Origin of the sequence: Isachenkonia alkalipeptolytica (assembly GCF_009910325.1) — a bacterium.
GTDB classification, from domain to species: Bacteria; Bacillota; Clostridia; order Peptostreptococcales; family T1SED10-28; genus Isachenkonia; species Isachenkonia alkalipeptolytica.
On record NZ_SUMG01000013.1, the window covers coordinates 53647 to 74918 of the forward strand.

The window sequence follows — 21272 nt, forward strand, 5'->3', positions numbered from 1 at the left end:
CGATGTTCAGTCTTCGGTTCTTTCCTATGACTTTTTCTTTATAAGCTTTGCAGGCACCCCGGCGTAGATGGAGTCTTCCTCCACGTCTTTTAACACCACGGCGCCGGCACCGATGGTGGCCCCTTTTCCAATACGGGAAAGTCCCGTAACCAAGGTGGCACCCATGCCCACAAAGACTTCCTCTTTGATATCGATGGAGGCCCCCACCCCGGAAAGGGTGGAAATTAAGCAGGCTTTTCCTACTTTGGTGTGATGGGCGATTACTACATTGGGACTGATGATACAGTAGTCGCCGATGGTAACTTTTGTCCATACATATACATTTGCTTGAATATAGATCCCTTTTCCAAGGGTTGCGCTCTTATTGATGGTGGCGGCGGGATGGATCATATTGGGAGTGTCTCCCCCGTTATGGTCAATTTCTTCCATGATCTTTCGGCGGATTTTATTGTTTCCAATGGCTACGATAAACCGCTTCCCGGGGAAAAAGTCTTGGCTCAACGCCGAAACCTTTCCCAGCACCGGGGCCCCCATAATGTATGCACCTTGTTTTTCATCGGCCTCGTCATAAAAACCTTTTACGGTATACCCCAGGGTTTCTGCCAACTCGTGCATGGCTTCTCCGTAGGTACCGGCGCCGATGATATAAATTTCCTTTTTATCCATCTTCTTTTCTCCTTCTATTTGCCTCTTTCTTCTTCATTGTTTTTCCCGGTCCAAATCCGTCCCTTGAAACTTCTCCATGGTAACCTGCTGACTTTTGTTTACGTCTTGGCGTTTAAAAACCTTAAACACCGTAAGAAAAAGTATTTTTATATCCAAGGTGATCCGCAGATTGTCCACATACCACACGTCGTAATCAAACTTTTCCTCCCAGGAGATGGTGTTTCGTCCGTTGATCTGAGCCCAACCGGTGATTCCCGGCCGCACTTCATGGCGCCGGGCCTGATGCTTATTGTACCGGGGGAGATACTCCACCAACAGGGGTCTTGGTCCCACCAGGCTCATCTCTCCCTTCAAAACGTTGATCAGTTCCGGAAGCTCGTCGAGACTGGTGCTTCGCATCATTTTTCCGAACCTGGTGTGGCGCTGTTCGTTGGGCAGGAGATTGCCCTGGGCATCCCGGGTATTTAACATGGTACGAAACTTAATCATTTTAAATATTTCTCCATCCTTCCCCGGTCGCTCCTGGACGAAAAAAACCGGGCTTCCCATCTTTTTTCGAATCATCCCTGCGGTGATCAAAAACACGGGACTTAACACAATCAACCCCAGTAAAGACAGGACAATATCCAGTAGTCGTTTGATGCTTAATCTGACTGTTCTCATAACTTCACCTTTTCTGTTTTTCTGGCATTGTGATACATTTGCTCCATGAAACCATATCCCTATAATCATACCTTTTTTTTCCGTTGATTTCAAGATTATTAAGGGTTTTCTCCTCTAATCAAGCTAAGCTCCCAAAAGGGAGCCCGGCTTTAGTCGGTACTTTGTTCCATGGGCTGATCCTCATAGAGGTAAGCTCGCAGTCGATTGGCTGCTTCCGCCCGGTCAAACACGTAGTAGTACACCCCGTTGATCATCTGCCCCTGGGCAAGATCCGAAGTGGGAAACTGCACCTGTTCGATGGTACGAATGTTTTGTGTCACGGCTTTTCTTGCCATATTCAGCATATAGTTCGAAGACATATTTGTGGTCATATGAGGAAAGATGTCGTTCATCATCCCGGGATAAGAGGTCACCGGGGCGTTGAGGCCCTTTTGAATGGTGGCCTCCATAACGTCCCGCTGCCTTCTGGTTCGCTCAAAGTCCGAGTCGATCTTTCGGATTCTGGAAAAATCCAGAGCCTGCCTTCCGGTTAAGGTATAGGTGCCTCCCCTTTCCAGTCCTTTAATTTGGGTTGCTTCCCGGTCGGTAATTTCCTGCTCAATACCACCCATGGCATCAATGATCGCCGGCATGGAATTGAAATTCACGGAAACGAAATCCCGGATATCCAGTCTAAAGTTTTGGTTCAGGGTTTTGATGGCCAGCTCCGGCCCTCCAAAGGCATAGGCGTGGTTTACCTTGTCCATGCCCCGTCCGGGGATCTCCACATAGGAGTCCCGCATAATGGAGGTGATTTTAATCTTATCGTTGTTCTCATCCAAAGTTACAATCATGATCGCGTCACTCCGCCCCCGCATCCCTTCGGCGGAGTCAATACCGAATACGGCGATGTTGGTCACCCCACGGCTCCCTTCCTCTTCAATCCCCAGGGACTCATCGTCCCGGGCAATTTCTTCCCGTTCGATCCGGTCCAGTAGATAAAGAGCGCCAACGTAACCCAGTAATAACACCGCCACCAGCACACCGATGATGATCAGTACCGCCCGTCTTCGCCGCTTTTTTTGACTTAGGCTCGGTTTCTTTTCCGTTGCCTTTGAAGAAGGATCCTGGCCCGGAACAATTTCATAGGGTGATTCCTCTTCCTTCGCCCCTTCCTTTGCCCCGGGGCGCCCTTGTTCACCAAGGCCTCCAGCTCCCATTTCACCCCTTCCTTTCGGGGCCTTTTCTTCTCCGGCGTCCCTTGGTCCACGATCCATCCGCCGTTTTTTCCGGGTTTTGTAAAGGGAGCGCAATAAAAAGATCAAGGCGATAATCATCAGAATTAACAGCAGAAAAACCATGCCGAAAATCGGATTTCTCCACAACCAGGCAAAAAAGCCTCTGCGGCGGTCTTCCTCCTCTTCTTCTTCCTCTTCATCGTCTATAAGCTCGTCGGTTTGCGTGTAGGTAAAGCTGATGGTCTCACGCTGACCGTTTTCTGTGATTTCCATGGCCTTGGACGCTTCGTCGGACAGTTCATAGCCTTCAATTTCAATGGCTTGAAAATGATGGACCCCTGCGGGTAGCTCATCAAAAATATCCTCTTGCCGAATTTCTTCCCCGGCCGCATCCAGGTACTGCACCACAACCGTCCCCTTCACTGCCGGCGCCTGGGAAGGCGGTGTGGGGGCCGGAGCTTCCTCAGCGGGTTCTTCCTCTGCCGGAGCTTCTTCCGGTTCCTCTTCCCTCTCTTCCGGAGCCTCCACATACTCAAAGTCCAATACCAAAAGCTCTCCGTCCCTGGTCAGGGTTACGGACTTGCTTCGGGGACTTACTAAATCATATCCGGAGATGGTTTTCGCGGAATAGCTGTGTTCTCCCAGGGGCAGGTCCTGATGAAGGACAGAATCCCCCACTGGGTTGCCCTCGCTGTCAATATAGCGAATCCGAATGTTGCCCCGGGCCTCCTCTTCCGAAGGTTCTTCCTCGGGGTCCTCCTCGGGTTCTGTCTCCTCCTCGGTTTCTTCTTCCGATTCTTCTTCAGCAGCTTCCTCCGTTTCCTGTTGAAGGGCACGGCTGTCTTCCTCCCCATAAATGTCGGCGATGCCGAAAGAAAGGATCATCGTTAGGATCATTAACAACATAAACCATTTTCTCATTTGTTTATTCATTACTTTTACCTCACAGTTAATCATAGATTTTCCTATCAACGTTTCCAAGTTAAGGTTTATGAACGGTAGTATTCACCAGTTTATTATTTTAGCCATACCACCGGCCATCTTATATATTATACTGGAGTTTTGCATTTTAGAAAAGTTTTTTTCTTTCGTAAAGGGTTTTGCCAAGACCCATGGCCAGGCCGATGTTCGTTAGGACCAGTAGGATAAAGATTCCCATAAGGGTGGGATCCTCTTGTAGCCTACCAAAAAAGCTTTTTTCTTCGATTACCCCTTGAACCTCCACCTCTTGGACAACTTCCACTTCCACCGACCGATCAAAGTAGCGCTGCAGGGTGTTTTCCTCCCCATCATACAAGTAAAAACCCGGTTCTTCATTTTCATATTTGGCGTATACAAGATAGAACTCCGGTTTTTGTCCACCTTCCAGTTGCCAAGCATCCACTGTCATATCTTCTATGGTCAGCTCCGCCTCTTGGTAGCCTTCGGGTAAATCCTCCTTCATGTCCCCTTCCTCGTCATCGTTGAAGGACAAAAGGGTATAATTTCCACCGGCACTAATAATAATATACGGATACAGCTCCCGGTTTTGGTTATCATAGATGAAAAACCTTCCGTGTTCCTCATTTTCATCGGTTAAATAAAGCAGGGTCAGATTTTTTGCCTCACTGTGAGCGGCCTCTACGGGCTGACCCTCAAATTCTATTTCCATGATTTCAAAGCCTTCCGGCAGCCAGCTCTCTTCAAGAGCTTCTTGAAGTTGCCACTGTTCGCCACCGATTTCTATGAGGGCTTCTCTTACCCGGTCGTCTTCATCGTCTTCAGCTTCAGCGGACTCTTCTTCCTCTTGATCTGTACCGTCGCTGTGTTCATCGTCCTCCGTTTCATTTGTATCTTCTTCCGGTTCTGGTTCCGGTTCTGGCTCCGGTTCTGGCTCTGGTTCCGGTTCTGGTTCCGGTTCCGGTTCTGGTTCTGGCTCTGGTTCTGGTTCTGGCTCTGGTTCTGGCTCTGGTTCCGGCTCTGGCTCCGGCTCTGGCTCCGGATTGCTTACGGTTATGGAAGTAGAGGCCGTTGGACTTCCTAACAACTCTTCTTCCATATCGTAGACCTGACTGCTACTTATTGCAAAGTTTGCGGTTCCCTCTTTCTTTCCTCGAAAGGTAAAGGTCGCCTGAAGCCGGGAGGTTTCCGATGAAGTTGCAAAGATTGCGATGGTGCCGCTTCCGCCCCCTGCATTACCCCCATCTCCACTAACAAACTCCAGTACATCGGCGTTGTAGCTCACATTCCCACTTACGGCTCCGATATCCGATGCATTGAAGTTCACGGTAACGGTGACGGAGTCACCTTCTTCAATGGTTGTAGAACTAAGACTAATGGTTGCACCGGCTTGAGCAAAACTATGGATTGGATGCAGATTAAAAATGACCATTATCGTAAGAATCGTTAGCAAAAGTTTATTTTTCTTTGGTTTCATGATGATTCCTCCGTTGTTTATTCGATTTTGCTTCCCCAAGGAGTTGCTCCAGGAGTACAATGGCTAAAATTAAAATCGTTGCCAGGACAATCAGTAAGGTAATCGGCCAGAGCAAGAATTCCCTTCGGCTTTCTCCTTGACCCTGGACTTCAACTTCCTTCTCAACGATGATCTCTTCTTCTGCGGCTCTTTGCAAAGTGCCTTCCCGTTGATCATAAAAGTAAATCTTCGGCTTCCCTTCCTGGGCCCTTGCAGTGACCAGATAGACGTCTTCCGGCAGATCCTCGGTGCGGTATACCGATAGTGGGATTTCACCTATATGTAGTATGCTCATTTCAGCCTTGGAAATTTGTTGATAGATGGAAAAAAGCTGAAATGACTGAAGGGTATTTAGGGCTTTTTCATCGTCCACACCCTGTTCACCCTTTTCCTCTTCGGACTTTTCCTCTTGATTTTCATCGGTTTCCGATGCTTCATCAAAGGACAGTACCAGGCTCTCCGTAGGACCTCCTAAATAGTTGCCCTGTTCATAAGAAATAACTTCCGAGAATTCTACTACGAACTCCGCCGGTCCACTATCTTTTACTAAAAAGACAAACTCATACCCTCGACTATCCGAGGGGCTGTTTACACTGTCGGAGATCACTCCCTTGCCCTGTCCAAATTGAGCGACGTTCCCCCCTCCCGATTGGTATTCTAGGCGTTCATCATCGTAGATGATATCCGCATGAATGGTACCGATGCTTTGATCACTCTCAAAGCCTACGTAGATCGTGATGACTTCACCGGCGACAACCCCATTGGGTCCTGCTTCAATTTGAAGACCCACATCCTCTGCAAAAACCGGGCCGGGACTTAAAAAAAAGCCAATGATCATGAGAAACATCACCGAGAGAACCCTGTTTTTCGTTCTTATCTTCTGCCTTTCATTGCCGTCTATTGTCCTTACTCCATTGTCCCTTTTTAAATCTTGCCTCTTCATATCTCTTGTATACATATCAGCACCCTTTACTGCGTTAGATTGATCATCCCAAGTAAATGTCTTTGTAGCCTTAACAGATCCAGAATCCCCACATCACCGCTTCGGGTTACATCCGAGGCTTTAAGGGGTGACCCTTCCAGATCGGTCAGGCCTAGCAAGTATCTTTGTAGTCTCAATAAATCAATAATGGTAATATCTCCGTCGCCGTTAATATCCCCCAGTATAATCACTCGGTAATCTGTTAATACTTCTTCCCCGTCATCGTTAAGAACCTTTACTCCATCACCGGTGGCCATGCTACCGGAAGTTTTCTCCTCACCCTTGGCATTGAAAAGCTTTAGGGAGCCTTCCTTTATGGTAACTTCGTTAAAAAAGTTTTCGACCGAGGTTTTCGGAGGGATTTTGGTAATGGTTTTTTCTTCTATCTTATAGCGGTCACTGATGATTTTAAAATTTTTCCCCGGGGGATTGTCTTCATCGTTTTCATCCTCCGGCGGCTCCGGTAAGGTTGGACCGGTTGTATCCAGGGTAAGGATCTTGGCTCCGTCAAAGTAAAAGGCGAGGATCTCTTTATGCCCTTTCCCTTCCTCAGCCATTTGTTGAGCCCCCCGCTGGCTCATGCCCACCCCATGACCGAAACGACGGTTCACAAAGTTGTAGCCATCCTCGGCATCTTCCACACTGCGCATTCGAAGATTTCCGTTGAAATAGGGATGTCCCAGAAGATAGGTGCCCCTCGGCGATTGCCTCATCAAAACCAGATCGATTTCCACTTCTTTTTTCTCCGAGAGATCTCCTTTCCCGGAGCCATTTGTGTTTGGGGTATCATACTGTAGCAAAACCTTCCCCTCGGCGGTTACATAGCTTCGACTGCCGGTTCCCGGGTAACGCTCTTTTCCGTTTTTCAAGGACGTTATCTCCACTAACTTAAGGTCGTGTTTGTTTTCTATATCCATGCCTTGCTCTCTTAACTTCTCAAAGGCTCTCCTCTGCATCTCCTGAAGCACAGGACTGAAATACTGATATCGCTTCTCTTCCTCCGTGGTCTCTTTTAGGGCATAATCCCGGTGCACATAGCCCTCTTTTCTTTCCTCTCCCGATTGATACCAAATCTTATACCAACTGCCCTCTGTGCTGATATAGGGAAGCGTCGTATCACGACTTACCTGACCCATGCTGCTGTACGTTGTTCCCGGTCCCCTCCGGACATTCAAGGAATGTCCTTCCCCGGTGTCGATTCGAACGATTTCCTGATTATCAAAAATTCCGTAATCCTCGGTAATCTTCTTCGGGACATAAAAAGTTTCCGTAAGACTTGCGGGGTTTCGAAGATCATAGGGATCCTCTTTTTGGACTAGATAGGGGAATTCTCTATTTTTTTCGGCTCCTCCTCCCCAAGTACTTCCCGGAAATTCCGTCTGTCCTCCGTTGGAGGCGGCGTAAAAGGTGTCGATCACCTTCCCCTGGTACTGAAGAACCTGGCCCCGGGTTTCTTCCACGGCTCGGATCGCACGTTCGTACCTGGGGTTATACCCTTTGTATACCTGATGCACTGTGGTGTCCACCAAGTCATAATCCCCTCTGCCGTCCATTCGTTTTGCAGCGTATCCCCGAGCGGTTACCGCTTGGGCTTTCAAAGCTTCTAACGGGAAGCTGTTACTCATTTCGTAGGCCACCACTCCGTACAGGTATTTTTCAAAGGCTACCTGATTGATTACCTGGAGGCTGCCTTGGTTGCTTGTGAACTGCATCTGACCTAAATAGTCAATATCTCCGTGGTCGGTCCCCTTAAGATGCAGGGTGTATTTTTCATCCCTTGGTATTAAGGTCAGGCTATTGGAAATCTTTTCATCAACTTGATTTCCCTTTATATGTACTTTGTTGTTTGACGTTTTTTTTATGGTATAGTTCCCCGGTTCGATAAAGATTTCCGGTTTTTCCGATATGTAATAATCTCCCTTTGTGGTGATACGCAGGGTTGAACCCCCGGTGGATATCTTTACTCGAATCTCGGAGTAGTCCCGCTCTGCGGTAGCATCAAAGTTCATGGGGACAAGAATAATGAATATTATGATAACGATGAAAAAAATCCCGGCATTTTTCATAAACAAAGCCTCCTACAGACGTTGCAATTGATATTACAACAATGATACTGAATTGCTTAGAAAATGTCAATTCGATTCCTTTTTTCCTCCGGGAAAATTGTTTTTATGGATAAATAATGGTATGATAAAATGAACCGAATTTATCCATTTGTACCGCCTATAGAAGCGGCAGTTCAACTTACCACCCCTGATTGTCAAATAATAATTATCATTTACCAAACACCTTTACAAGGAGGAACCCTTTTGCCACGAAAAAAAAGAAAGTCTATATCCAGAAGAAAAAAAATGATCCGACGAATTCTTGTCATTGTAGGACTGATTGTTGCCATACCGATTTTGGTTTACGGTGCTCGGATCTATAACCTTTATAATACGGTTCACCAATCCTTGGACGATGAAGAGTTCGAAGCCTATGAGCCGGAAGAAACCAAAGTTGATGAAGACTCTGATGATGATTATGAAGAAGACGTTGACGCTGAATCTATGCCCGAGGATGAGGTAGAGGCCATGAAGTTTGTCGATGATCCTTTTTATGAAGCAGAGCGATCAGAGCCCAACCCCGATCATTTAAACTTCCTATTAATGGGAGTGGATGACAACCATCATCGAAGCAGTACCTTATCCGATACCATCATGGTCATTCACTTTAATACAAAAACCGAAGAAGCGGCCATATTATCCATCCCCAGAGATACCTTCGTGCGAATTCCTGACCGAGGCTATGATAAAATTAATCATTCTTCCGCCTTCGGCGGTACCCGACTTCTAAAGGAAACCACGGAGCGCTACCTGGACATCCACATTGACCATTATATCCGCCTTGATATGGTAGGCCTGCGAGCCAGCATCGATTCCATAGGAGGCATTCAAATCGATGTGCCTTACCGCATGGTTCAACACGACGGTAAGCATCTTTTCGATCCCGGCCCCCAGCATATGACCGGCCGTGACGTCTTTCATTATGTATCGGCCAGAAAACTGATCGAAGGAGAGGGCAGCGACTTCGGCCGAATCAAACGCCAGCAACAAGTGGTCATGGAATTGCTCCGAATCATCCGAGAGGATCTATCCTTGAATCAAACCCTAAACCTTATGGAGGATGTCAGCCCTTATATGCGTATGGACATCGGTCCCGGGCTGGTAGCAAACCACTGGAACGCTTTTAATCGATTGAACTTAAACGCAATTGAGATAGAAACCCTCAGCGGTGACAGCATAATGCACCAAGGGGTTTATTATTACCGGGTTCCCATCGAGGATGCCCGGGAAACCATGAAAAGCTTAACCCAATAGTGCGACAGGGGGACGGAACATGACACCGGGATGGAGTTTTTGTCACCCTTTTCAGCCTTCCCGTATGGTTCCTCCTGTGGTTGGGATTTATAGCCCATTTTGAGATACGAACCCTTAAACTCAATATAGGCTTAGAGCTCTTTCCTTCCTGAAATTTCCGGAAGGGGAGAGCTTTTTTTTATTTCTTCCTTCTTTTGGGTATAAAACGATTAGGAGCTTTATAAAAGTGATCCCTTAAGGAGTTGTAAATATGCGTTTGCTAAATAAACTTAAAACCATTGATAAAAGGAAAAAAATCCTACTGGTTTTTGTGTTGGCTCTTCTAATTCCTTTGGCGGTTTACGGAATCACCACCGGGGTTCGTATGTATCGAGTGTACCAAAACGTCCACGATCCTTTAGAGGAAGAGGAAATAGGGGAGGGTGAAGACCCAAAGGACGAGGATTTCAGGGAGGACTACATTGAGGACCCCCTGCCGGAGGATCAAGACATGGACGAGGGGGATTACAACGAGGAAGATATAGATGAAACCGATACAGCGGGGGATCAAGAATCTGAAGAACATAAACCAACCGACGACTTCCCCGGAGGAGACCGGGTCCACGAAGACCTGGACCTGATTTCCATTACCGGAGAAAACATATGGGATTTTCAAGAGATTGACCGTCCCCTTTATCACTCCTCCGGCTCCCGTAAAAACCCGAAGCATCTAAACATCCTGCTGCTGGGTCTGGACGAGGCCATCGATGAACCCGGCCGTTCGGACGCCATCATGGTGGCCCGTCTGAATACGGAAACCGAAGAAGCGGCAATTCTCTCGATCCCCCGGGATACCTATGTTCATATTCCAAGCCAGGGATACAGCAAGGCTGGTCATGCCACGGCCTACGGCGGCACTTCCCTCGCCATGGATACGGTGGAAAACTTCTTAAACATTTCCATAGACCATTATATCCGCGTGGATATGGCAGGATTCGAACACAGCGTGGATGCCCTGGGCGGGGTTACCATGGATATTCCAGAACGCTTAGTCCAAAAAGACGGAAAGGTACTATTTGAAGAAGGAACCACCCACCTGGACGGAGAAGCCGCCTTGGAATACACCCGAGCTCGACAACTGAAAGAAGGAAGCGGCGGCGATCTGGGCCGGATCCAACGGCAGCAGCAGGTGCTCTTTGAAATGCTTCGCACCATCCGCTCAGAGCTTTCCATGGAGGAAGCCCTTACCTTCATGGAGCAGATCGCCCCCTATATTCGAACGGACATCGGTCCCGGCTTGATTATGGATCACTGGGGCGCCTTTAACGACTTGGATTTTTCCGCCATGGATCTTCGAACCCTGCCGGGGAGCGGCTTTTTCCATGAGGATATCTATTACTACCGCGTCCCTGTAGAGAATGCCCGGATTGTCATAGAGGACATGGCCCCGTAGATGACAGGGGGACGGAGTTTTTGTCATCCTTCAGCACGGCTGAAGGCTACAGCCACTCCTGATGACAACGGTACCGGATGACAGCGGGATGACAGCGGGACGGAGTTTCTGTCATACCGAACACTGCAAAATCCTCTGGCCCCATTAAACCCCCACGGCATAAAAGATACTGAGTGAAAGCGGGTCGGCGTTTCTGTCATACCGAACACCGCAAAATCCTCTGGCCCCCATTAAAGCCCCACGACATAAAAGACACTGAGTGAAAGCAGGCCGGCGTTTCTGTCATCCCGAACACGGTATGAATTACTCTCGATTATCTCTATGGATCGGCAAAGCATACTGCAATATCGACTTACCCGTTGGTTAATTACCATACTTTCAGTGGATCTTTAGCAAAAGCACTGCAAACTTCGTAAAAATCTAGCGACCGCGTTTTAATGAATGTGCGATAGAGAAATAATGACAAACAAGGAGGGCAAAATAAGACAACATGAAGAAAAAGAAAAAGAAAAACAAGAAGAAATCAAATATTCTAAGACGTAAAAGAATGAATAAAGCCTCTAGGCTACAGGCGGCAAAAACATGGCTCCCAAAATATGAGGGGGAAAACATCGTAAAAGGTTACAGCAAGCATTTTGCAGTGGACAGGCTCTCCGCCGTTAATGAGCTGCAAATTCTAGGAGTTCAGATTGACCCCGAGTATATTAAGCAGCTTAAAGAAACTGCAAAAAACAAGGAGAAAGCAAGCAAACTCCGTAAATTACAAAAAGAACAAGCCCAGGCTTTAGAGGAGGATTCTGATTCCGACGAAACCTTTTATTACATAGCAGGGTATACCTCCGGTGGAGTTCCCTATGGTATTACCTGGGAGGAAATGGGTATGGACCCCTTTGAGGACGAAGATGATGACATCCCTTTTTAGTCCTTGTGGCCAGCTAAAAGGCCTTGTAAATCCTACATACAAAAACGCCAGACGGATTCCTGTCTCTTAAGGGATCTGCCTGGCGTTTATTTCATTCTCTTATTTCTAAGGGTTTTTATTGAAAAGTTTCCTGCCGGCTAAATTAATTGCTTTACTACCGATTTGATCGGTGCTGTTGCAAGCTGTGATATTCTATCATAGCTGGGGCTTCCGAAATGGGCTTCCGAAGCTTCGTAGGTTGAATTTATTCTGTAGCATTTCAAACCTATCGTTCACAGCGGGCCCTATATTTTTCATATAGGCTATGGTCTCTCCAAAAGATGACAAAAAACTCCGTCCCGCTGTCATCCAACTGGGTCTCAACAAAAGATGACAAAAACTCCGTCCCGCTGTCATCTTTGGGCTTTGCTGGCGGCGACGAAATCCCTGAATAAAGGATGGGGATTGGTGGGACGGGATTTCAGCTCCGGATGGTACTGTACCGCCACGAACCACGGATGATCCTTGATTTCGATGGCCTCCACCAACCGTTCGTCGGGGGAGATCCCCGAGATGACCAGACCGTCTTCCGCCAATTGATCCCGGTACTCGTTGTTCAGCTCATACCGGTGGCGATGGCGCTCATACACCAGACTTTCGCCGTAGGCGGTCTCAATGAAGGTATCCGCCGCAATTTTGCAGGGATAGAGGCCCAGACGCATGGTGCCGCCCTTTTCCTCTACGTCCTTTTGCTCGGGCATCAGGTCGATCACCGGATACGGGGTGCTTTCCTGAAGCTCGGCACTGTGGGCTCCGTCCAGGCCGGTGATGTTTCTCGCATATTCCACCACGGCCAGCTGCATTCCAAGACAGATCCCGAAGAAGGGAACTTTGTTCTCCCTTGCATACTGAATCGCTGCAATTTTTCCTTCCACGCCCCGCTCGCCGAAACCGCCGGGGACCAGAATACCGTCCACGTCCCTAAGAATTTCCTTAGCGTTCAGCGGGGTTACGTCTTCGGCATGGATCCACTGTACGTCGATTTTGGTGCCGTGGTAAATCCCTCCATGGTTCAGGGCTTCAATAACGGAAAGATAGGCATCGGGAAGCTCCACATATTTACCCACAATGGCTATTTTGGTATGGTCTTCGGCGCTTTGCTCCCGCTCCACCATATCCGTCCACTGTTTCAAATCCGGTTCTCCCGCCTCTAAATGCAGGGTTTTTAACACCATCCGGTCCAGGCCCTCGTCCTTAAGCATCAAGGGCACTTCGTAGATGCTTCGGACGTCTCCGTTTTGCACCACATTTCCGGGATCCAGGTTGCAAAACAGGGCGATCTTATCCTTCATCTCCTGGGTCAGGGGTCTTTCCGTACGGCAAACCACCACGTCGGGCTGAATACCGATGGATCTGAGTTCCTTTACGCTGTGCTGGGTGGGCTTCGTCTTCAGTTCCCCTGCACTGCCGAGGAAAGGCACCAAGGTTACATGAATGTACATGGTGTTTTCTTTTCCGATGTCGTATTTCACCTGACGAATGGCCTCAAGGAAAGGCAGGGATTCAATATCTCCCACGGTGCCGCCGATCTCCGTGATCACCACGTCCACGTCCTTTTCATTCCCCGCTCGAAAAATCCGCTCTTTGATCTCATTGGTCACATGGGGAATAACCTGCACCGTCCCCCCTAAATAGTCTCCTTTTCGCTCCTTGTTCAGTACGGACCAGTACACTTTCCCGGAGGTTACGCTGGAGTTTTTCGTAAGGTTCTGATCGATAAACCGTTCGTAGTGCCCCAAATCCAAATCCGTCTCCGCCCCGTCATCGGTGACAAAGACCTCGCCGTGTTGATAGGGACTCATGGTTCCCGGGTCGATGTTGATGTAGGGGTCCAACTTTTGCAGGGTCACTTTCAATCCTCTGCTCTTTAACAGTCTTCCCAGGGATGCGGCGGTGATGCCTTTTCCAAGAGAGGATACCACCCCTCCGGTTACAAAAATATACTTCGGTGCCATTTAAAAACCCTCCTTCTATATGATTATCAACTATGTGATGATCTTACCTATCGTTACCTCTAATATATCATAATCCGATCCATTTCTCATTTGAACATAAAGATTATTATATCCTTTCCGGCAAAAAAGTTCAATCACTATTTACGTTTTCCGTTTTAGGGTAAAAATATAATATCACGTGATTAGGGGAGGAGATATCCCATGGAAGAAAACAAGCTGATCTTTTTTATAATCCTCATTTTGGTATCCCTGTCAGCACTGTCCCTACTATTCCCTGTGCCGTATTTTTCGAATCCAGCAACCGATATTTCTGCCGCGGGTGCACCGGAAGAACAGGCTGCCGCTATTAAGTCGCTGCCCGATACCCTTGGGGAAATAATTGAGAACCATGAAGGTCTTCCCTTTGGAGAAGTGCATCGAAAACTTCAAAAAGTGGTTATGATAACCAGTCTTAAAGAAGAACTACCCGAGGAGGAGCCCTCCAAGGAAGAGGAAGAATCCTCTTCTGTCGCTGAGGAGCTTGGGATAAGCGAGGTCTCCTATATTCGATACACCACCACGGCCTTAAATATTCGGGCCGATGCCCATATTGAAGCGGAGAGAATCGGCGGATTTTCCGAAGGCGCAGAGGTCCATGTGATCGGCGAGCTGAGCAACGACTGGGTGCAGGTGGCGTACCAGGACACCGAAGCCTTTGTCCACGGTGGATATTTACAGGAAATCGACCCGGCGGAGGAGGCCGACGAGGAGTCCTCCAAGGAAGAGGAAGAACCCTCTTCTGTCGCCGAGGAACTTGGAATAAGCGAGGTCTCCTATATTCGATACACCACCACGCCCTTAAATATTCGATCCGATGCCCATATTGATGGGGAGAGAATCGGCGGATTTTCCGAAGGCGCCGAGGTCCATGTGATCGGCGAGCTGAGCAACGACTGGGTGCAGGTGGCGTACGGGGACACCGAAGCCTTTGTTCACGGCGGATATTTACAGGAAACCGACCCGGCGGAGGATCCCCAGGCTGAACCGGATCCGGATGAGGATGACGCCACTGTAGTAGGCAACCCCGGCGCTATTGATGTACTGGTAAACCGGGAGTACCGGCTGCCTGCAGACTTTACACCTCCGAATCTTGTGGAGCCCAATGTTTCAATGGCGCCGAATACAAATCATCGACTGCTTCGATCGGAAGCGGCCTCGGCCCTGGAGGCGTTGTTTGACGCCGCGACAGAGGACGGGATAATTCTCTATGCCCGGTCCGGTTACAGGAGCTACAGCACTCAGGAAACCCTGTTTAATAACTATGTAGCGGAACACGGCTATGAGGAAGCCACACGATTCAGTGCAAAACCCGGCCACAGCGAACATCAAACCGGCCTGGCCATGGACGTTACCTCCGAGCAAGTGGATTACCGATTAACCCAGGATTTCGGTAACACCCCGGAGGGCCAGTGGATTACTGACAACGCCCACCGCTACGGCTTTATCATCCGCTACCCCCAAAACAAAGAGTCCGTCACCGGCTATATGTACGAACCCTGGCATCTGCGGTATTTAGGCGTTGACCTTGCCACCGCGGTCTATGAAAGTGGCCTGACCTATGAAGAGTATTTAGGGTATTAAGGATTCGCGACCCTTTATAAAACATTTATTTCAGCTCTTTTGTAAAACGTTTTAGCGAAGCTCTTTGTAAAAAATTTGAGGAAAGGCAAATAAAAAAGCCCGGCGGCTCTCTCCTTAGAGAGGACCGCCGAGCTTTTTGTTTTTATAAGAGCTTATTTTCCAGTAAAAGCTTATATTGTGAATCTATATAATTCCGGTTACGTCCAACATGCCTCCGATCTTAATTGCCTTTGCCGTTAGCATTTTTTCTGCCGCTGCTTTTTTTGGTGTTCATGGATTGCATTTTTTCTTCACTGTCTTTTAAAAACTTACTCATCTTATCTTCAAAATTAGTCGGAGAAGGTGTTTCAAGCTCTTTCTCCCAGTTCACTTCCCGGGGCTTTACCGTTTTCTTCTTCGGGAGTCCGGCTTGCTTAATGGATAAGCTTATTTTACCGTCTTTATCAATATTTAAAACTTTGACCTTGATCTTTTGACCTCTTTTTAAATAATTTTTGATATCTTTTACATAATCCTCCGCTACCTCTGAGATGTGCACAAGCCCGGTTTTTCCTTTTTCCACCTCAACAAAAGCGCCAAAATCTGTAATTCCGGTAACAATTCCTTCAACAATACTACCTACTTCTAGGGACATAAATTCCATACTCCTCCTTCTAATATTATAATCTTTTAGCTGTCACCTATTATAGCACATCTAAATTCTAATTTCACTACTTTTTCTAAATATTTAACAAAAAAGGAGGATTAAGGCCCTTGTTCTTCCCCATCTTCTGCCTCTTCCCCAGGACGGTCTTCCTCGAGGCCTTCCTCATGGATGGTTTCTTCTTCAGAATTTTCCCCATCAAAGCCTTCCTCTTCCTCTCTCTGTTCCCGGCGCTCCCGTAACTCTCGACTGAGGCTGTTGTTGGTATCCATTACATACACCCGCTCTCCGGGTTTTTTCATAATCAGATTTTCCCGGGCCAGCCTTTCAATGGCTTCATCGCTATCGCCCTTTTCCAGGACTTCCTCCATGCCTTGGATCCGTTCCTCGATCTCCGCTTTCTCCTGTTGGAGGCTTTCGATCTCCGCATCCAGTTCCCGGCGTTCCACACTTTGTTGAAAAAAAGCCACAGCAAAGTACCCCACGATGACCACCACCACCAGCTTCGTCCAGAAACCGATCTTTTTCCGTTTTTTCTTCACCCGATAGGCTCTCTTTTCCCTTTTCTTTGCCATATTCTCACCTCATTTAGATACTCTGAAAGGATAACAGCGGATGACAGGGGGACGGCAGGATGACAGGGGGGACCAGATGACAGCGGGACGGAGTTTTTGTCATTTTTCCTTAGATGACAAAAACTCCGTCCCGCTGTCATCCCCTGTCATCCACCCAGTAATCCTGCCCCGGCATCTGTTATTCGATCACTTCGTATAAGTTCTCCGCCTCTTCTTTTTTCACATGTTCCTCAAGGCCTTGCACCTTTACTTTAAAGGTCCGGTTCCCAAAGCGAACCTCCACCTCGTCGCCAATTTCCAGCTCGGTTCCCGGCTTTGCTTCCTTGTCGTTGACAAGCACCCGGCCCTTCTCACAGGCCTCCTTGGCAACGGGGCGCCGTTTGATGATTCGTGCATTTTTTAAGAATTTATCCAGTCGCATAATCTTCCTCCTTATGAATACCCCTGGGGATTTCTGCCCGCCGGGGTTTGTAATACTACACTTATTGTTCCTTGGTTGATGGGGGATCCTCTTGTAACGTCCCTGCCCTAGCGGAAAAGTTCCGTAACATAGTATCCATTTTCCAGTTTGATCACACCGATTCCCACTTCCCTAAACCCTTCGGTCATCCGATTATCCCGGTGTCCCGGGGAGTTCATGAAATTGGTGTGGACTTCTTCAGCGGTGAGCTCCCAGGTGGCCCATTGGATATTTTCACTTCGAAGGGATACCCCTAAAGCGCTGGCCATTTCAAAGGGACTGCCGTAGGTAGGGGAGTCATGGTTAAAATAGTTGTAAAGACCCATATCCGAGGATTTGATTCGAGCCAGTCTTGTGAGATCCGAGGCGGTACTCAGGGCGCCTAAGCCCTGTTCGCTCCGGGCATCATTGAGCTTTCCGATGACCCGTTCCTCAATTTCCCGAAGGACCGTATTGCTTTCCACCACCCGGCTGTATTCCCCGTCTAAGGTATCCATCACCGAGGGATTTAAAGAGACCTTTCGATGCACCTGACGGAAAACCTCTTTTCCGATGACCCGGTCGTCTTCCTTTCGGGTCAGGGTATAGAAAGCCTCCCGTTGATGATGGAGGATTCCGTCCTCTTCAAAGGTATCCGGTCCCACACTTACCTGTATCATAAAGCGGCCTCCGTAATGACCGTATTTATCCTCAAAGTAGCGAATCACCGCTTCCGAGGTGAGGGTTTCCTCTTTAAGGACGTCGGCTTCCGAGGGAAAATTCTCATCCACGGGGGTCACTTCCACGGGCTCTTCGGGGATTTTCAGCTCTTCGTTTTCCCGGGATCTCCCGGTCTCCACGGGAGAGGTTATTTCCACGGTTTCCCTTGGGGTCTCCCCTCCGGGATTTTCCCCAGTACTTTCTCCAGGGGGCTCCAGGGATTCATCTCCGGGGTCTTCTTCTTCGAACCCCTCCGGCGACTCCTGATTTTCAGGATCCTCTTCCACGGGAGCCTCCACAATCCAAAAACATCCCGTGAAGTTTCCGCTGATGAAGATCACCAGCAAAAGCGTCAGCAACAATTTTATTATGAATCCCCCCGGGGATTTTTTCCCGCCGGCGGATTTTCGGCTTTCAGTCTGCATGGCTCTCCCCCCAGTATATAACAAATCCCTTTTATTATTCCGCTTTGTTATTTTGCTTTGTTATTTCTCTTTGTTATTTTGCTTTGTTACTTTGCTTTATTACTTTGCTTTGTTATTCAGCTTTGTTCATCGTTTTGGTGTTCACTTTTGTTGTTCATCGTTGTTATTGATTTCCTCGGGGTTCCTGCCGATTTCCTGTGGTCCTTCTTTTCCCCGCCCGACCTTAGCGGCGGAGTCCTTCTCCAGGATCTGGCCTAAATTCTGTTCCCGAAGACGGGCCAGTTCCTTTTCATACCAGCGGTTTTTCTCCTCCAGCTCTTCCTTTTCCTTTTCCATCTTTTCGCTATGCTTTTGACTTTCCTTAATTTGTTTTCGATACCGATATTTTGAGGCGGTGTCTAGAAAAAAAACGATCACCGCACCGATGGTGGCGGAAATTAAAATGACCAGGGCTGCGGATATTTCCAGGGTGGTAAAAAGCAGGTTGATGGATACCGCCCCTGCGTTGAGAATCGCAAATAAAGCGATAAAAATGGATAATATCAAGGTAATGATCAGGTTTTTTTGCATGGATTCTCCTCCTATAACTATTCTTGTAAAACCTAAAATATATAATGTAGTCCATTTCTACCCTATTTATACGGATTTCAAGCAGATAATCTTCCATCCTTCCGGTTCTTTTCCGGGCTTCAGGACCGATCCCGGTTTGTTTTCCTAGCGAAACATCTCCGTCACATAGAAACCGTTACCGGTAACCACAATACCGATCCCTACTTCCTGAAAACTGCTGTTCATCCGATTGCTCCGATGCCCGTCGGAGTCCATAAAACCTTCATGCACCTGATCTGCGGAGAGCTCCCGGCTGGAATAATAAAGGTTCTCGCTTCGAAGTCGGACACCGAAGAATTTCGCCATATCAAAAGGACTTCCGTAATCCGGGGATTCATGACTGAAGTAATTGTTCACAGCCATATCCGTAGACTTGATCCTTGCCATGGAGGTAAGCTCTTGGGCTACTTTCAGCGGCGAGGCCCCCCGCTCTTCTCGGGCGGCATTGATTTTCGATACCACTTCCTGCTCGATGCTTTGTCTTACCGTATCCCCTTTTACCACGCGGCTGTATTCCCGGTCGAGATCGCTGTAGGGTGTGGGCTCCGGTTCGGGTTCGGGATCTGGCGTTGGTTCCGGTTCGGGATCCGGTTCCGGCTCGGGGTCCGGCTTAGGTTCAGGATCAGGTTCAGGGTCAGGGTCTGCTTCCGAGTCAGCTTCAGTTTCCGACTCCGGCTCAGACCCGGGCTTCGAATTCTCCCCGGGCTCCCCGTCCCCGGTGAGCTCTTCTTTCGAGTCCCCGGGTTCCGGAACTTCTATAGCGGTGAAGGCTATCGCCCGGCTCAGGGCCTCTTCCAAGGGGCTTTTTTTAAGATCCGGGGTATGTATACTTTCCAGCCTCGCTTCCCGGTTTTCCCGGTCCATTTCCTCAGTACCGATGGACTGCGTCCCTTCCTTCGTCCCCTCATCTTCAGGACCTTCCAGGGGCCCCCCGCTACTTTCACTGCATGCGGTGAGCATGGCCACCATCAGAAAAATCACTAAAAATCCTCCGGCGAATACGGCTTTTCCATGACGTTTCCTTATCTTCTTCCAATCCATCGCTGTATTATTAAACAAGTTTTTTCACCCCTTCTCCCAGGTTCTTTCCTTAACAACGAACCCTGGCACAACGCTACTCTTCGGTTCATTTCTCACATGTCCAACATTATATAAAGAACGGTACAAAAAAACCAGGTCCTAAAGGCCTGGTTTTTTGTCTTCTAAGTACGTCCTACTTGTTAACCTTTTCCTTTAAGGTTTTACCAGCTTTGAAAACCGGTGCTTTTGAAGCAGGAATTTCAATTACTTGCTCTGGGTTTCTTGGATTTCTACCTTGACGAGGCTTTCTTTCTCTTACGTCAAAAGTACCAAATCCTACTAGCTGTACTTTGTCACCGTCTATTAGGCTTTCTTCCACGGTTTCCATGAATGCGTTTAGTGCCACTTCCGCGTCTTTCTTCGTAAGGTCACTCTTTTCTGCCATTTTTGATACTAATTCAGCTTTGTTCATTAAAAATTGCCTCCTTTTATAATATAAATTTAATTACTGCCCTTCTTTAATACACTATTCTATGAAAATCTAGAAAATCCTTCTTTTTAGGGAATTTTCTTTTAAAAAACTAACCTTTTTTTCTTTTTGCCTGTTGCCACAGCTTTTCCAAGTCCTTCAGATCCATGTATTTCATAGGTTTGCCGCCTTTTTCCGCATCCTGCTCCACAGAATCAAATCTTCGAATAAATTTATCCGTGGTGCGGTTTAATGCCCCTTCCGGCTCCACATCGAAAAATCGTAACAGGTTTACTACGGAGAATAATAAATCGCCCCCTTCTTCCTGAATCTTTTTCCGGTTTCCTTCTTCGTGGGCTTCCAGCAGCTCGCCCAGTTCTTCCTGGACCTTTAGGATCACCTCTTTCGGATCCTCCCAGTCAAAACCAACCTGACGGGCCTTCCCTTGGATCTTATCCGCCCGCATTAAGGCGGGAAGGTGCTTGGGAATTCGTTTCATGGATTCGGTGGTGGAGGTGATGTTTTTTTCCTTGCGTTTTTGGTCCTCCCAGCTCGCTGAAGCTTCCCCTTCACTATCCGCTGTCCGATCCTTGAAAACATGAGGATGACGAAATACAATTTTTTCTCCGAGACCTTGCATTACGTCCTTAAGCTGAAATCGCCCCTGTTCTTTTGCTATTGTACTATGAAAAAGAACTTGAAGCAACAAATCTCCCAATTCTTCCTGTAAGAGGGGGTCATTTTCTTCCTCTAAGGCCTCTAGGACCTCATAGGCCTCTTCAATCAAATGGGGTTTGAGACTTTCATGGGTTTGGGCTCGATCCCAGGGACAGCCTCCTTCTCCTCGAAGGGCATCCATTAATTCCTCTAAATTACTCATATTATAGTATTTATCCGCGGTGCTGTCAACTTTCCCCATAAAAAAACCTCCTATTTTATGATCCATATATGATAATGTCTTAATATATCACAAGTGACTATGTCCCAAATACTATTAAATCTATTATAATAGAACCTCAGGACTAAGAAATGAGGTGGACATAATCAGAAAGGTAATATTAA

General features: G+C 47.8%; 19 protein-coding genes. 4 read left to right on the forward strand and 15 right to left on the reverse strand.

Going from position 1 to position 21272, the window contains the following annotated elements:
• Positions 1-24 precede the first annotated feature (24 nt).
• The 6 genes from ISALK_RS10355 to ISALK_RS10380 form a co-directional block, all read right to left on the reverse strand.
• Entirely contained in the window at positions 25-666 is a 642-nt protein-coding gene (locus ISALK_RS10355; RefSeq protein ID WP_160721990.1) for an acetyltransferase, read from the reverse strand.
• A 33-nt stretch (positions 667-699) separates the two neighbouring features.
• On the reverse strand, positions 700-1329 hold the full coding sequence (locus tag ISALK_RS10360) for a sugar transferase (RefSeq protein WP_160721992.1): 630 nt from the start codon (positions 1327-1329) through the stop codon (positions 700-702).
• Between the two features lie 149 nt (positions 1330-1478).
• Positions 1479-3479: an LCP family protein gene (locus ISALK_RS10365; RefSeq protein ID WP_160721994.1), complete on the reverse strand. Its 2001-nt coding sequence runs from the start codon at positions 3477-3479 to the stop codon at positions 1479-1481.
• Between the two features lie 136 nt (positions 3480-3615).
• A complete protein-coding gene (locus tag ISALK_RS14945) occupies positions 3616-4962 on the reverse strand; it encodes a cohesin domain-containing protein (protein ID WP_201756898.1) in 1347 nt (448 codons plus the stop codon).
• On the reverse strand, positions 4943-5839 hold the full coding sequence (locus tag ISALK_RS10375; protein ID WP_160721996.1) for a hypothetical protein: 897 nt from the start codon (positions 5837-5839) through the stop codon (positions 4943-4945). The genes ISALK_RS14945 and ISALK_RS10375 overlap by 20 nt, the downstream gene beginning before the upstream one ends.
• 131 nt (positions 5840-5970) lie before the next feature.
• Entirely contained in the window at positions 5971-8049 is a 2079-nt protein-coding gene (locus tag ISALK_RS10380) for a SpoIID/LytB domain-containing protein (protein ID WP_160721998.1), read from the reverse strand.
• A 243-nt stretch (positions 8050-8292) separates the two neighbouring features.
• Here ISALK_RS10380 and ISALK_RS10385 point away from each other — a divergent pair, with 243 nt between their 5' ends.
• The 3 genes from ISALK_RS10385 (at position 8293) to ISALK_RS10395 (ending at position 11696) form a co-directional block, all read left to right on the forward strand.
• Entirely contained in the window at positions 8293-9342 is a 1050-nt protein-coding gene (locus ISALK_RS10385; RefSeq protein WP_160722000.1) for an LCP family protein, read from the forward strand.
• A gap of 250 nt (positions 9343-9592) precedes the next feature.
• Complete coding sequence (locus ISALK_RS10390; protein WP_160722002.1) at positions 9593-10774, forward strand: LCP family protein; 1182 nt, start codon at positions 9593-9595, stop codon at positions 10772-10774.
• Positions 10775-11264: 490 nt separating this feature from the next.
• Positions 11265-11696 carry a hypothetical protein gene (locus ISALK_RS10395; RefSeq protein ID WP_236660350.1) on the forward strand — a complete coding sequence of 144 codons (432 nt, stop codon included), beginning with the start codon at positions 11265-11267 and terminating at the stop codon, positions 11694-11696.
• A gap of 392 nt (positions 11697-12088) precedes the next feature.
• On the opposite strand, the gene pyrG is transcribed toward ISALK_RS10395, so the two are convergent.
• On the reverse strand, positions 12089-13690 hold the full coding sequence (pyrG, locus tag ISALK_RS10400; protein ID WP_160722006.1) for a CTP synthase: 1602 nt from the start codon (positions 13688-13690) through the stop codon (positions 12089-12091).
• Between the two features lie 201 nt (positions 13691-13891).
• Here pyrG and ISALK_RS10405 point away from each other — a divergent pair, with 201 nt between their 5' ends.
• Complete coding sequence (locus tag ISALK_RS10405; RefSeq protein WP_160722008.1) at positions 13892-15310, forward strand: D-alanyl-D-alanine carboxypeptidase family protein; 1419 nt, start codon at positions 13892-13894, stop codon at positions 15308-15310.
• Between the two features lie 220 nt (positions 15311-15530).
• Here the strand turns inward: ISALK_RS10405 and ISALK_RS10410 are convergent, their stop codons facing one another.
• The 8 genes from ISALK_RS10410 to mazG all read right to left on the reverse strand — a co-directional run bounded on the left by ISALK_RS10410 (position 15531) and on the right by mazG (position 21129).
• Positions 15531-15944, reverse strand: coding sequence for a S1 domain-containing RNA-binding protein (locus tag ISALK_RS10410; protein WP_160722010.1), 414 nt, complete (start codon positions 15942-15944; stop codon positions 15531-15533).
• 110 nt (positions 15945-16054) lie between these two features.
• Entirely contained in the window at positions 16055-16528 is a 474-nt protein-coding gene (locus ISALK_RS10415) for an FtsB family cell division protein (RefSeq protein WP_160722012.1), read from the reverse strand.
• 178 nt (positions 16529-16706) lie between these two features.
• Positions 16707-16949: an RNA-binding S4 domain-containing protein gene (locus tag ISALK_RS10420; RefSeq protein ID WP_160722014.1), complete on the reverse strand. Its 243-nt coding sequence runs from the start codon at positions 16947-16949 to the stop codon at positions 16707-16709.
• A 107-nt stretch (positions 16950-17056) separates the two neighbouring features.
• Positions 17057-18112, reverse strand: coding sequence for a CAP domain-containing protein (locus ISALK_RS10425; RefSeq protein WP_160722016.1), 1056 nt, complete (start codon positions 18110-18112; stop codon positions 17057-17059).
• Between the two features lie 141 nt (positions 18113-18253).
• Positions 18254-18682, reverse strand: coding sequence for a LapA family protein (locus ISALK_RS10430; protein ID WP_160722018.1), 429 nt, complete (start codon positions 18680-18682; stop codon positions 18254-18256).
• 144 nt (positions 18683-18826) lie between these two features.
• Positions 18827-19780, reverse strand: a complete 954-nt coding sequence (locus tag ISALK_RS14950; protein WP_201756899.1) for a CAP domain-containing protein — start codon at positions 19778-19780, stop codon at positions 18827-18829.
• Positions 19781-19934: 154 nt separating this feature from the next.
• On the reverse strand, positions 19935-20213 hold the full coding sequence (locus ISALK_RS10440) for an HU family DNA-binding protein (RefSeq protein ID WP_160722020.1): 279 nt from the start codon (positions 20211-20213) through the stop codon (positions 19935-19937).
• A 109-nt stretch (positions 20214-20322) separates the two neighbouring features.
• A complete protein-coding gene (mazG, locus tag ISALK_RS10445; RefSeq protein WP_201756900.1) occupies positions 20323-21129 on the reverse strand; it encodes a nucleoside triphosphate pyrophosphohydrolase in 807 nt (268 codons plus the stop codon).
• Between the last annotated feature and the right edge of the window lie 143 nt (positions 21130-21272).